Consider the following 12828-nt stretch of genomic DNA (forward strand, 5'->3'; position numbering starts at 1 on the left):
TGGCCTCGACCGGCGTTGCAGCACCCGAAGCTGCGGCCGGTCCGGAAGCCGGGTTGGTTGACGGCACTACACGACCTTATCCGCGGGGGACTGTCCTGTCCGGGGCTACCACCAGCCGGTGGCGGCCGCGATCTGCAAGCCCAGCTCGTGGGCCATGGTCCGCATGTAAGTGGGGGTCAGGTGATGAGCGCCGTGGTAGATCAGCACGTTTCCTTCGACCGGACGGCAAACATCGGTGCGGCAGATGGCATCTGACATGTCGAGCACCTTGAGTAGCGGGAATTGCTCGACGAAATCCAGGGTTTGGTTGCGGTCGGACAGCACATCGGAACGCTTGATCGCGCACGACGAGGCGTTGCCGCCCTTCTTGGCCAGGCAGTCCGCCGGGTCGAACGGTTGGCCGTTCTTGACCAGCCACGGGGTGTCACGCATGCCGAGAATCGGAATGTTGTTGTCGGACAACGTCTGCCAGATTCCGATGTAGGTCGCCGGCATCACGTCACCGCTCCGGATGTTCCAGGGCCGGGTGGTGGTGGTGAACACGTAATCGGGTCGATCGGAGACCAGCTTGTCCATCGTCCGCTCCACCCACTCGCGGCACTGCGGGTAGGGGGCGTTGTTGCCCATGATCAGCGGTACCTGCTCGGTCGACAACGGGCAGCCCATTTTGAGATATGTCACAACTTTGAAGTGATGGGCGTGTCCGAGGACATCCAGTGCCGGCAGCCAGTGCTCGGCGTGCGAACCGCCGGCCAGCGCGATGGTCCGGGTCGCGGCGAGGTCGCCGTAGACGCAGTTGACCACTGCCGGGTTGACGAAGTCGCTGATGCAGCCGTCCCGCGTAGACGCCGGCAGGTCGTCCTTGACCTCGAGGACGCTGGGCCGCATCGGCAGCGTCGGCACCCGCACGTGTTCGGTCAGGGCCCGGGCGCCGGGGTAGTCCTGCGGGTTGAGCACGGACAGTTCCTTGCCGGCGGCCCGGAGCACCGTCACGTGCTGACGCCAGGTGAACGACGTCGCGGTCAGCGTGACGCCCAGCAGCACGACCGCCGCCCCGAGCGCCATCGTCGGCCGGCGCAGCCGCGACCACCACGACTGCGCCGCGGCCTTCGCGGATCCCTGCGGCGCGCGGTAGCGCAGCGGATCCTCGACGAGCTGGGTGGTCAGGTAGGCGAGCACACCGGAGATCAGCAGCACCGCCGCGCCTTCGACGAAGTCGGCGTGCTTGTGCCCGCTGTAGGACAGCCAGAAGATCAGCAGCGGCCAGTGCCACAGGTACAGCGAGTAGGCGATGGCGCCCAGCTCCACCAGGGGCCGGGTGGCCAGCAGCCGATTGGGGAGCGGCAGCCGGCCGCCGGTGTCGGGATCGCCCTGCAGGTTGGCCCCGGCCAGGATCATCAACATCGTGGCCCCGACCGGGACCAGGGCCCAGGGGCCCGGAAACTCGTTGACGCCGTCGATCAGGGCCCCGCAGGACACCACCGCCGCCAGCGCGACCGAGGCGGCGACGGTCCGCAGCCACGTCGGCCAGCGGATGGCGGCCACCACCGCGCCGACCAGCGCGCCCAGCAGCAACTCCCACCCCCGCGCGAAGCTGTCGTAATAGGCGATCGACTGGTCATCGGAGTGCGCGAAGATCGCATAGACGAACGAGGCCACCGTCAGCACGCCCAGCAGCACCACGAACAGCGTGCGCAGGTAGGGGCCCCGCGGGCCCCGAAAAAGGCCCTGTAACAGGACGGCGCAGCCGGCGATCAGGAGCAGGAAGGCCACGTAGAACTGCCCCTGCACCGACATGGACCAGATGTGCTGCAGCGGGCTGACCGCCTCGCCGGCCCGCAGATAGTCCGAGGCGGTGTTCGCCAGCTCCCAGTTCTGGTAGTAGCCGAGGCTGGCCAGGCTCTGGTCGGCGAAGGTCTCCCAGCGGGTTTGCGGCTGCACCAGGATGGTGAGCACCGCACACGCCGCCAAAACCACCACCAGCGCGGGCACTAGGCGGCGGATCAGCCGGATCACTTCCGCGACGGGCGACAGCGTGACGGCCGGGTTGAGTGCGGCACGCAGGATCTTGCCGCCGAAGAAGAACCCGGACAGCGCCAGGAACACGTCCACACCGCCGGAGACCCGGCCGAACCAGATGTGGAACACGGCGACCAGCGCGATCGCGATGCCGCGCAAGCCGTCCAGGTCGTAGCGATAGAACCCCGCAGACCCCTTCGCGCGCGCCCCTGAACTGCCCGGATTCGCCGTGGCGGCCGGAGCTGGGGGCGGCAACGTGGTCTGCATGATCACGGTTAACTTACCCAAAAACGCCACCCGCTCTTGAGCGCTCGCCGGGCGGCGAGGCTGCTCAGCGGAGCAGGTGGCGTTTTGTAACAGCCGCGAAACTTAGCGGGTGGTGCCCGGTTGAGCCGGCTGCAGCAGCGTCTGCAGGTTCGGCAGCTGCGGCAGCGCCGGCTGCGCGGGCGTCACCGGTTGCACCGGCGCTTGCTGCGTCGGGAGCTGCTGCAGCGGAGGCTGCCCTTGCAGCTGCTGCAACGGTGCCTGTTGCAGCGGTGCCTGTTGCGCGGGCGTTTGGGCCGGCAGCTGCTGCAGCGGGGCTTGCTGCAGCGGGGCCTGCTGGGTCGGCGGCTGCTGCAGCGGGGCCTGCTGCGCGGGCGTCTGCCCCGGGACCTGCTGCAGCGGCACGCCGATCACGCGGACCAGGTACGGCGTCATGCCCATCGAACGCACCGGCGAGACCTGCACGACGTCGCCGACCTCGAGCATCTGGTTGTTGCCGAGGTACATCGCGACGCTTTGGGTGCCTTCGGGGCCGTAGAAGATCATGTCGCCCTTTTGGGCTTGCTGCGGCAGGACCTTCTGTCCGGCCCGGTAGATCGCGCCGGACGACCGCGGCAACCTGATGCCGGCGCCCGCGTAGGCGTACTGCATCAGACCCGAGGCGTCGAAGCCGACGGTGTTGATGCCGGTGCCGGTGCCCCGCGAGGGACCGTTGATGCCCCCGCCGGCCCACGAGAACGGCACGCCGCGCTGCGAAAGACCGCGCATGATGACGACGTCGGTGGCCTGCTGGTAGTCCATCGACCGCACGCCGGGGTCGGCGGCCGCGATCTCCGGGGCGGCGGCCATCGGGGCCGCCAAGATGGCGAGACCGATAGCAAACGAATAGATGCGCTTCATTGGAGTTGCAGCCTTCCTGAACTCTGTCGGGTCAAGACCTCGGCGCTGTGGGCGCCTCGGCCGCCGTTCGATGACTCGCGATGACCCCCGAGTTGGGGATCGAACGCCGCCTCCTTGCGGGGACGTGAATCAGTCGGTTCGCCCGTTGAGTCACACCAGTCACTACACACACTTTTACAACAGGAATTGCGCTCGGAAAATAGCTGGTGAGGCCCACGAAGGATTTGGTGTAGGACCGTGACCGGACGGTGACTGCCGATCCCAAATCTTTATCGGCAGTTGTGATTTCGGTCTCACACCGCTGCCCGGCCGCAACTTTTGCCGGGCCGTCGCAATCAGTGCCAATAACGCGCGCTGTAGACGGTGAGCGCATCGCCGATCACGGAGCTCGCCATGATGATCGCCAGGGACAACACCGGCCAGAAGGACATGTACCAGCCCTTCAGCAGGGACACGAACGGGCCGATCCCCGCGGCGGCGATCGCGGCACCGATCCCGCCCCACACCACCGGGTAGATGTACATGTCGATACCGAAGGGCACCAGGCCACACGACTCGTCCGAGCACACCTCGCCGAGGAAGCCGTAGAGCTTGGTCGGCCACGTCGTCGCGGTGGCCAGGATGACGAGCAGCGCCACCAGGGTGAGGGTGGCGACCAGGTCCCACGGCACCACCCGAAGCCGGATCACGTGCGGCTTAACGTCAGAGTCGTTGTCGCCGTAGGTCATTGGCCGGAAATCAGCCGGCTCGGCGGGCTCCCGCGACGGCGGCGGGGAGCCGGCGCGGTCGCCGCGGTGCGGATCCTCGAACGGGTACGGCAACGCCATGCCGATAGATGCTCCCCGATGGTCGGCTTTTGCGCGAACCGGCTGCTTTACGCTCGGTCTCTATGCCTGCGGCGAGATCCGGGTTGACGCCCGAGCAGATCAGCGCGATCGACGCCGCGCATCTGTGGCATCCCTACAGCACGATCGGCAGCGAATCCGTTCCGCCCGTGGTCGCCGTCGGGGCCCGCGGCGCCTGGTTGACGCTGGTCAGAGACGGCAAGCCGATCGAGGTGCTGGACGCGATGAGTTCCTGGTGGACCGCGATCCACGGCCACGGCCACCCGGTGCTCGACGAGGCCCTGGCGGCGCAGCTGAACTCGATGAACCACGTGATGTTCGGCGGGCTGACGCACGAACCGGCGGCCCGGCTGGCTCAGCTGCTGGTGGAGATCACTCCGGCCGGTCTTCAGACGGTGTTCTTCAGCGATTCCGGGTCGGTGTCGGTCGAGGTCGCGGTCAAGATGGCGCTGCAGTACTGGCGCAGCCGCGCCCGGCCCACCAAACACCGGCTGATGACCTGGCGCGGCGGCTACCACGGCGACACCTTCACGCCGATGAGCGTCTGCGACCCCGACGGCGGCATGCATTCGCTGTGGACCGACATCCTGGCGAAGCAGGTGTTCGCCCCGCAGGTGCCCCGCGACTACGACCCGGCCTACAGCGCCGCGTTCGAGGAGCAGCTCGCCCGGCACGCGACCGAGCTGGCGGCCGTCGTCGTCGAACCCGTCGTCCAGGGCGCCGGCGGCATGCGTTTCCACGATCCGCACTACCTGCGCGACCTGCGCGAGATCTGCCGCCGGCACGACGTGCTGCTGATCTTCGACGAGATCGCCACCGGGTTCGGCCGCACCGGCGAGTTGTTCGCCGCCGACCACGCCGGCGTCAGCCCGGACATCATGTGCGTCGGCAAGGCGCTGACCGGCGGCTACCTCAGCCTGGCGGCCACGCTGTGCACCACCGACATCGCGCACACGATCAGCTCCGGTGCGGCCGGCGCGCTGATGCACGGCCCCACGTTCATGGCCAACCCGCTGGCCTGTGCGGTGTCGGTGGCCAGCGTCGAGGTGCTGCTGGCCCAGGATTGGCGGTCGCGGGTCGCCGAGATCGGGGCCGGGCTCGCGGCGGGGCTCGAGCCGGCCCGGGCGCTGCGCGGTGTGGCCGACGTACGGGTGTGCGGCGCCATCGGCGTCATCGAATGCGACCGGGCGGTCGACCTGGCCGTGGCCACCCCGGCGGCACTGGACCACGGCGTCTGGCTGCGCCCGTTCCGCAACCTGGTCTACGCGATGCCGCCCTACATCTGCGGCCCGGACGAGATCGCGCAGATCACCTCGGCGATGGTCGGGGTCGCAGGGCTCGTAGGCTGAACGCCGATGAAGGCACCGATCGAGGTTTCCCCGCTGGCCTGGCTGGAGGCGACCGAACAGCAGCGCCGCGATGCCGGGCTGCGTCGCTCGCTGCGGCCGCGCCCGGCCGTGGCCACCGAGCTGGATCTGGCGTCCAACGACTACCTCGGCCTGTCGCAGCATCCCGACGTGATCGAGGGCGGCGTCGCGGCGCTGCGGCTCTGGGGTGCCGGCGCCACCGGATCGCGCCTGGTCACCGGGGACACCGAACTGCACCAGCAGTTCGAGACCGAGCTCGCCGACTACGTCGGCGCCGCCGCCGGGTTGCTGTTCTCCTCGGGATACACGGCCAACCTCGGCACCGTCGTCGGACTGTCCGGCCCGGGTTCGCTGCTGGTGTCGGAGGCCCGTTCGCACGCATCGCTGGTCGACGCCTGCCGGCTGTCGCGCGCGCGGGTGGTGGTGACGCCGCACCGCGACGTCGACGCCGTCGACGCGGCCCTGGCCGCCCGCGACGAGGAGCGCGCCGTCGTCATCACCGAATCGGTCTTCAGCGCCGACGGCGTGCTGGCCCCGCTGCGCGAGCTGCACGAGGTCTGCCGCCGCCACCGGGCGCTGCTGATCGTCGACGAGGCGCACGGGCTCGGGGTGCGCGGAGGCGGGCGCGGACTGCTGCACGAGCTCCGGCTGGCCGGTGCCCCCGACGTGGTGATGACCACGACGCTGTCCAAGGCGCTGGGCAGCCAGGGCGGCATGGTGCTGGGGCCCGCCGAGGTGCGTGCTCACCTGATCGACGCGGCCCGCCCGTTCATCTTCGACACCGGCCTGGCTCCGGCGGCCGTCGGCGCCGCGATGGCCGCGCTGCAGGTGCTGCGCACCGAGGCGTGGCGACCCGAGGCGGTGCTGCGGAACGCCCGCGCATTGGCCGACATCTGCGGCGTGCCCGAGGATCCGCCGTCGGCGGTGGTGTCGGTGATCCTGGGCGACCCGGAGGTGGCGGTGGCCGCCGCGACCGCCTGCCTGGACGCCGGCGTGCGGGTCGGCTGCTTCCGGCCGCCGACCGTGCCCGCCGGGACGTCACGGCTGCGGCTGACCGCGCGCGCGTCGCTCGACGACGCCGACCTGCAGGTCGCACGCCGGGTGCTCACCGATGTTCTTGCCGCGGCGCGCCGTTGACCGTCCTGGCCGTCACGGGCACCGGCACGGGAGTTGGTAAGACGGTCGCCGTCGCGGCCCTGGCCTGTCACGCGCGTCAGGCCGGTGTCGACGTCGCGGTGTGCAAACCCGTGCAGACCGGCACCGACTCCGGCGACGACGACCTCGCCGAGGTCACCCGGCTGTCCGGGGTGACCGAGGTCGCCGGGCTGGCGCGCTATCCGCAGCCACTGGCCCCCGTCGCCGCGGCCGAGCAGGCCGGAATGCCGCTGCCCACCCGCGATCAGATGCTGCGGCTCGTCCGCGACCTGGACCGGCCGGGGCGGCTGACCCTGGTCGAGGGCGCCGGCGGGCTGCTGGTCGAACTCGGCGCCGCCGCCGTCACGCTGCGCGATCTGGCCGTCGACCTGGGTGCTGCGGTGCTGGTCGCCGTCACCGCGGAACTGGGCACCCTGAACCACACCGCGCTTACTCTGGAATCGATTGCTGGACAGGGTCTTTCGTGCGCGGGCGTGGTGATCGGCAGCTGGCCGTCGCGGCCCGGCGTCGTGCAGACGTCGAACCGGTCGGCCCTGGGCCGGCTGGCGCCGGTGCGCGCCGCGCTGCCCGCCGGGGCCGGCGCGCTGACCGTCGACGACTTCGCGGCGATGAGCGCGGCGGCATTCGACCGTGACTGGGTGAGCGCGCTGGTGCGCTGATGGTCCATTCGATCGAGCTGGTCTTCGACCGCGACACCGAGGCCGCGGTCCGGCGGATCTGGGACGAGCTGGCCGGTGCCGGCATCCCCAGCCAGGCCCCCGCCAGCCGTCCGCACGTCACACTGGCTGTCGCGGAACGCATTTCGGCCGACGTCGACGAGCTACTGCGTCCGGTGACCGCGCGGCTTCCGCTGGGTGCGTTGATCGGCGCGCCGGTGCTGTTCGGTCGCACCGGCGCCGTGTTCGCCCGGCTGCTGGTGCCGAGCAGCGAGCTGCTGGCGCTGCACGCCGAGGTGCACCGGGTGTGCGGTCCCTTCCTGGCGCCCGCGCCGATGCCCAACAGCCTGCCCGGGCAGTGGACCGCGCACGTCACGGTGGCGCGCCGGGTCGGTGGCGCGCAGCTGGGCCGGGCGCTGCGCATCGCGGGCCGGCCGGCGCAGCTCGAGGGCAGCTTCGCGGGCCTGCGCCGTTGGGATGGCGACAAGCGGGTCGAGCACCTGCTCTAGTGTCAACGTCGAGCGTGGGGGATATGCACGCAATTCCAGCACTTTTCGTGCGTATCACCCACGTTCGGCGAGCCACACAATTAATGACTCATGACTCTAGCCGCCGAACAGCAGATACAAACCGGTGAACGTGTAACCGACCATGACCAGCATCATGGTGAGCTGCCCCGTCAGCTGATGGCCGGCCGGCAGCAGCCGCAGCGCCCGGTCATGCGCCGCGATCACCGCGACGATATGCCCGGTCACCACGCAGGCCACCTTGATGCCGGCCAGCACCGGCGGATGTTGGGACAGCACGTAAGCAACCTGTAAATGCCCGAGCCCCAACATGTTCCAGCCCTGACCGAACGGGTCGGCCAGCGCGATCACGGCCTGCTGTCCGCGCTCGACCAGGTAGGAGAGATAGTGCGCGAAGATGTAGCCCACCACGATCGGGATCAGCGAGTGCGCCAGCTGGCCGGGCAGTGCCCGGCGCTGCTCGCGGTCCACCCCGCCGGTTGCCCGGGCCGCTGACGAGAACGTGAGTGCGACAACCGAAATGAAGACCAGTAGCCCGGCGGTGCGCAGCGCCGACGACATCAGCGTGGGCGGTACGCCCTGGGCGGATCGGGACAACCCGTCGGCGAAGTTGCGCCAGGTCGGCGACGACGAGTAGCTGTCGAACGCCGTCGACCCGAGCAGCACCGCCAGCATCGTGACCACACCGGGGCGCACCGGCAGCGACGGCAGATGGTCGAACGGGTTGCCGATCACGATCTGCCCGTTGGCTTTTGAGCGCCGAAACGGGGACAGCCGCGACACCGCCATGCTGTACACGCCGAACGGGTCGACCCTGGCCAGCCAGCGCTGCCCGCACAGCCACGCCCCGACCAGCAACACCACCGCGTAGACCAGCAGCCAACCTCGCACCCAGGGCAGCGACGCCGAGTTCGGGCTGGCCAGTTCCAGCCAGACGAAGGCGAACAGCCCGGCCGCGGCCGGACGGTAGCCCCAGCTTTCCGGGTAGCCGAGCCGCGGCCGGCTCAGCCGCTCGGGCAAGGCACGCCGCAGCAGCAGATACACCGTGCGCATCGGGGAAATCAGTCGCCACACCGGCCCGAACGCCAACGACAGCGCGACCAGCCCGACCCACAGCAGCACGTAGAACGCCCCGAGCAGTCCGTTGGTTTGGGTTTGCGGACCGAAGACCCCGGCCAGCACCACCCAGACGGTGAAGACCAAGGCCAGGCCCGCGACCGTCCGGCGCGCGGGGCGGGCGTCGACCAGCGTCGTCACCCACGCCGGCAGCGGGCGGCCGGGCGCATCCGGGTCGAACCGCGGTCGCCGCCACGCGAAGGCGACCAACGCGAAGGTGAACGTCAACGCCCACGCCGCACCGACCATCGCGTACAGGTAGGGCACCGGAAGATCGCCCGACCCGCCCAGGCCATGGGCCAGCAGCACCGTCACGGCTCGATTTGAATCGTCGCTATCGTGCGGTCCAGATGGTGGAGTTCCACGTCGACCCTGCCCGGGACCTCGACGCTGAAATGAAAGAGCTGGTTGGGCGCGGCGGCGACCTGGAACTTGTGATCGGGCACCGAGTGCACATGCAACTCGTCGGTGACGTCGCTGGCGACGTGCAGGTTGATCTGCTGCTTGACCTTGGCCTGCAGCATGGCGTTGGTCGGGTTGACCTGCCCGTGCGAAATGGTCACGTCGATGTTCAACGCTCCCGTGGGAGCCTGGCCCGGTTCGCTGGCGCAGCCGATCAGGCCGCACGTCAGCACCGTCACCCAGGCCGCGATTAGCGTGCCGCGCAACGTCATCGGCTCAGGCCGCCCGCGGTAGTGGTTGCTTTTCGGAGACCGGTTCGGGCTCGGACAGCGCATTGTTGATGCGGCCCGCGCCCCACGTCAGACCCGCGATGACCATCAGCGTCAGGAGCAGGACGACGAGTGAACCGGCGTTGTAGAGCCATCCGGGGGCGTTCTGGTCGCGCTCGCGCTGCAGGATGGTGATCTCGTGCACGAACGGCCGGTCGATCGAGGACAGGGCGGGAATTTCGGCGGCCGGAATGGCGTCGTCGGCCGGCTCGTAGATCGGCACGCCCGTCATCGTGTAGCCGTCCTGGATTCGCAGCAGCGTCTTCCACGATCCCCAGACCGGTACCGGCTGGGTGGTGCGGTAATGCCCGGGGCCGACTTTCTCGAGCCGGTCGATCACCAGGCCCCGCTGGTTTTCCATCCGACCCTGCCAGGACAGCACCGTCAGCCAATCCGGTTGCGGGCCAGCCGCATTGGCCGGTGTCAACTGCACATCGGCGGACACCATGCGCTGGCCGGGCGGGCTCGGCAGTTCGGTCAGCGTTATCGCGGCCTTGCCGTGCTCGGGTACCACGATGTGCAGGCCGTTGGCGACTGCGCCGCCGATCACCAGCACGGTCGCCACCACCGTCGTGACGCCGATCCAGCGGTGTGGCAGCCGTTGGCCGGTCAGCACCATGCCGAACATCGCGCCGCACATCCCGGACAGCACGCCGACCGGTACCGCCATGGCCAGGGCCTCGCCCCACATGCTGACCGGCCATGGGTAGTGATAGACCGCCCCGATCCACAGCGACTCCAGCCACAGCCCGACCGTCGCCACGCCCAGGCCGGAGACGGCGCCAAAAGCGACGGGGCGCTTGAACACTGGAGTCAGCGCTATCAGTTCGACGACCAGCGCGGCGCCCAGGTACAGCGGGAACCAGTTGATCGGCGCGCCCAGGATGGGGCCCACCAGCACCGCGACCCCGCCGCGCAGCGCGATCGCGAACAACGCCGCGATGATCGCCGCGCCGCGGCCCATCGTGATGTGGGCGGCGACGGCCGCCAGTGCCGACGCGAAGGCGATCATCATCGGCTGCAGCACCAGGCGGAATTGCTCGACACCGAAGTCGTATTCGATCTGATACACCGACAGGCCGATGAACATCCCACCGAAGGACAGGTAGCGCAAGAACGTGATGAAAGCGCCGTGCGCGGCCTCGACGGCTTGCTGGGCCTCGCCCTCGCGCTCCAGCATCAGCACCGCGAACAGCGAAAAGCAGGCGCCGCCGATCATCATCAAATGCGTTGGGCCCCACAGGGTGACGTCTTGGCCGAAGATCCGGTGCCAGACGTCGTCGAGCGGGAAGCCGATCATCGCGTAGAGCCCGCAGCCGGCCATCAGCACCCCGCCGACCGGTGCGTGCCAGTTGCGGGTGATCCGCACCGCCGCCGGGCCGGGCTTGTCGTACGGGGTGACGATCGCGATCATGCCGGCCAAAAAAACCCCGAACAGGCCGATGATGATGAAGTAGTGCGCCGGGTTGGCCAGCGGCCCGGGATCGCGGCCGTTGCCGATATGCCAGCTGACGTCCCAGATGAAGCCGAACAGCGCGCAGATGATCGACGTCGTGAAGACCAGGACCGGCAGCGCCACCCAATTCGGGCGGTGGAATTTTTCGCCCAGCTTGTCGGCGAGGCGGGTCAGCCAGGTGATGCGCCGAGTGCGGTGCGCGTAGCCCACCCACAACATGACCAGCGTGATGACCATCGCGGCGATCGACAGCCCGATCACCTGGTTCAGGCCGGCACCGCGAGCCGACGGTTCGGCCAGAAGTGGTAGCGCCGTTGACACCATCGTCATGTCCTCCCTACTGCGCCGGGACGTCCCGGGAGACCGTTATTACTGGCAGGTAAGTTCACCCTGATCCAAGCTGTAATGCCCAGATTGAGGGCGTGTCAATCACCCTTGTCGTCCGGAGCTTTGGCCGGTTCCCGGGAATCGTCGGCCCGGCCGGCGCGGCGGTCCTTCAACGCGACATAGAGGACGACGGCGACGACGATGACGGCCGGCAAGAAGGCCGGCGCCGCCAGCAGGAGCATGTGGTGTGCCAGGTACTCGACATGTTGAGTAGCCATGCTCCCCGTATACCCCGACGGGTTCGGTGTACTACGGCCGTTACCCTACTTTGAACACCGTTTCATTCAGGCTGCCACGGCGTTGTGGCGGATGTGACCGCAGCTGCGGACGCAACAAAGATGCAGGGGAGTACTTGGTGACTCAAGCGGCAACTCGACCCACCACCGAAGCCGGCCATGACGCAGACATCCTGGCGGTAGCCCGCCGGCAGGTGCTCGAGGGCGGCGAGGGCTTGAGCCGGGACCAGGTCCTTGCGGTGCTGCAGCTGCCCGACGAGCGGCTCGAAGAGCTGCTGGCGCTGGCCCACGAGGTGCGGATGCGCTGGTGTGGCCCCGAGGTCGAGGTCGAGGGCATCATCAGCCTCAAGACGGGCGGCTGCCCCGAGGACTGCCACTTCTGCTCACAATCCGGGCTGTTCGCCTCGCCGGTGCGCAGCGCCTGGCTCGACATTCCCAGCCTGGTCGAGGCGGCCAAGCAAACCGCGAAGTCGGGTGCCACCGAGTTCTGCATCGTGGCCGCCGTGCGTGGTCCGGACAAGCGGCTGATGTCCCAGGTCGCGGCCGGGATCGAGGCGATCCGCAACGAGGTCGAGATCAACGTGGCCTGCTCGCTGGGCATGCTGACCGCCGAGCAGGTCGACGAGCTCGCCGCGATGGGCGTGCACCGCTACAACCACAACCTGGAGACCGCGAAGTCGTTCTTCACCAACGTCGTCACCACCCACACCTGGGAAGAGCGCTGGCAGACGCTGACCATGGTGCGCGACGCGGGCATGGAGGTGTGCTGCGGCGGCATCCTCGGCATGGGCGAGACGCTGGAGCAGCGGGCGGAATTCGCCGCCGATCTGGCCGAGCTGGGCCCCGACGAGGTGCCGCTGAACTTCCTCAACCCGCGGCCCGGGACGCCGTTCGGCGACCTCGAGGTGATGCCGGTCAGCGAAGCGCTGAAGTCGGTGGCCGCGTTCCGGCTGGCGTTGCCGCGCACGATGCTGCGCTTCGCCGGTGGCCGCGAGATCACCCTGGGCGACCTCGGCGCCAAGCAGGGCATCCTGGGCGGGATCAACGCCGTGATCGTCGGGAACTACCTGACCACGCTCGGCCGTCCCGCCGAATCCGATCTGGAACTGCTCGAGGACCTACAGATGCCCATCAAGGCGCTGAATGCCACCTTGTAGCGGTTAGGTTGG

At 69.0% G+C, this 12828-nt stretch carries 11 protein-coding genes and 1 pseudogene; 5 read left to right on the forward strand and 7 right to left on the reverse strand.

Going from position 1 to position 12828, the window contains the following annotated elements; all coding sequences use genetic code 11:
* Nucleotides 1-105: 105 nt before the first annotated feature.
* From BN973_RS13625 to BN973_RS13635, 3 genes are all read right to left on the reverse strand, one after another.
* Nucleotides 106-2286, reverse strand: coding sequence for an acyltransferase family protein (locus tag BN973_RS13625; protein ID WP_036472385.1), 2181 nt, complete (start codon nt 2284-2286; stop codon nt 106-108).
* 102 nt (nt 2287-2388) lie between these two features.
* Nucleotides 2389-3183 (reverse strand): NlpC/P60 family peptidoglycan-binding protein RipD, encoded by a 795-nt coding sequence (gene ripD / locus BN973_RS13630; protein WP_036468786.1) that lies wholly within the window; start codon nt 3181-3183, stop codon nt 2389-2391.
* A gap of 335 nt (nt 3184-3518) precedes the next feature.
* Nucleotides 3519-3911, reverse strand: coding sequence for a hypothetical protein (locus BN973_RS13635; protein ID WP_051641586.1), 393 nt, complete (start codon nt 3909-3911; stop codon nt 3519-3521).
* Between the two features lie 161 nt (nt 3912-4072).
* On the opposite strand from BN973_RS13635, the gene BN973_RS13640 reads away from it, so the two are divergent.
* Genes BN973_RS13640 through BN973_RS13655 form a run of 4 tightly spaced genes read left to right on the forward strand, consistent with a single transcriptional unit; the run spans nt 4073 to nt 7715 of the window.
* A complete protein-coding gene (locus BN973_RS13640) occupies nt 4073-5377 on the forward strand; it encodes an adenosylmethionine--8-amino-7-oxononanoate transaminase (protein WP_036468788.1) in 1305 nt (434 codons plus the stop codon).
* Between the two features lie 6 nt (nt 5378-5383).
* Entirely contained in the window at nt 5384-6532 is a 1149-nt protein-coding gene (locus BN973_RS13645) for an 8-amino-7-oxononanoate synthase (RefSeq protein ID WP_036468790.1), read from the forward strand.
* A complete protein-coding gene (gene bioD / locus BN973_RS13650; RefSeq protein WP_036468791.1) occupies nt 6529-7209 on the forward strand; it encodes a dethiobiotin synthase in 681 nt (226 codons plus the stop codon). The genes BN973_RS13645 and bioD overlap by 4 nt, the downstream gene beginning before the upstream one ends.
* Entirely contained in the window at nt 7209-7715 is a 507-nt protein-coding gene (locus BN973_RS13655; protein WP_036468793.1) for a 2'-5' RNA ligase family protein, read from the forward strand. The genes bioD and BN973_RS13655 overlap by 1 nt, the downstream gene beginning before the upstream one ends.
* 96 nt (nt 7716-7811) lie before the next feature.
* Here BN973_RS13655 and BN973_RS13660 read toward each other — a convergent pair whose 3' ends face one another.
* The 4 genes and pseudogenes from BN973_RS13660 to BN973_RS13675 form a co-directional block, all read right to left on the reverse strand.
* A complete protein-coding gene (locus tag BN973_RS13660) occupies nt 7812-9164 on the reverse strand; it encodes a hypothetical protein (protein WP_036468795.1) in 1353 nt (450 codons plus the stop codon).
* Nucleotides 9161-9523 carry a hypothetical protein gene (locus tag BN973_RS13665; RefSeq protein WP_036468797.1) on the reverse strand — a complete coding sequence of 121 codons (363 nt, stop codon included), beginning with the start codon at nt 9521-9523 and terminating at the stop codon, nt 9161-9163. The genes BN973_RS13660 and BN973_RS13665 overlap by 4 nt, the downstream gene beginning before the upstream one ends.
* A gap of 4 nt (nt 9524-9527) precedes the next feature.
* The gene (locus tag BN973_RS13670) at nt 9528-11360 is read right to left on the reverse strand and encodes a hypothetical protein (protein WP_036472387.1); all 1833 of its coding nucleotides are present in this window, start codon (nt 11358-11360) and stop codon (nt 9528-9530) included.
* Between the two features lie 105 nt (nt 11361-11465).
* A pseudogene (locus BN973_RS13675) lies at nt 11466-11591 on the reverse strand (hypothetical protein); the annotation flags it as partial.
* A gap of 187 nt (nt 11592-11778) precedes the next feature.
* Here BN973_RS13675 and bioB point away from each other — a divergent pair.
* Nucleotides 11779-12816, forward strand: coding sequence for a biotin synthase BioB (bioB, locus tag BN973_RS13680; RefSeq protein ID WP_036472389.1), 1038 nt, complete (start codon nt 11779-11781; stop codon nt 12814-12816).
* Nucleotides 12817-12828: the final 12 nt, after the last annotated feature.

The sequence above is a fragment of the Mycobacterium triplex genome (assembly GCF_000689255.1).
GTDB lineage: Bacteria > Actinomycetota > Actinomycetes > Mycobacteriales > Mycobacteriaceae > Mycobacterium > Mycobacterium triplex.

Bases quoted from the DNA above. Each gene is read 5' to 3' on its own strand.
- BN973_RS13625 (WP_036472385.1), bottom strand. From the start codon at position 2,286: ATGCAGACCACGTTGCCGCCCCCAGCTCCGGCCGCCACGGCGAATCCG.
- ripD (WP_036468786.1), bottom strand. From the start codon at position 3,183: ATGAAGCGCATCTATTCGTTTGCTATCGGTCTCGCCATCTTGGCGGCC.
- BN973_RS13635 (WP_051641586.1), bottom strand. From the start codon at position 3,911: ATGACCTACGGCGACAACGACTCTGACGTTAAGCCGCACGTGATCCGG.
- BN973_RS13640 (WP_036468788.1), top strand. From the start codon at position 4,073: ATGCCTGCGGCGAGATCCGGGTTGACGCCCGAGCAGATCAGCGCGATC.
- BN973_RS13645 (WP_036468790.1), top strand. From the start codon at position 5,384: ATGAAGGCACCGATCGAGGTTTCCCCGCTGGCCTGGCTGGAGGCGACC.
- BN973_RS13655 (WP_036468793.1), top strand. From the start codon at position 7,209: ATGGTCCATTCGATCGAGCTGGTCTTCGACCGCGACACCGAGGCCGCG.
- BN973_RS13665 (WP_036468797.1), bottom strand. From the start codon at position 9,523: ATGACGTTGCGCGGCACGCTAATCGCGGCCTGGGTGACGGTGCTGACG.
- BN973_RS13670 (WP_036472387.1), bottom strand. From the start codon at position 11,360: ATGGTGTCAACGGCGCTACCACTTCTGGCCGAACCGTCGGCTCGCGGT.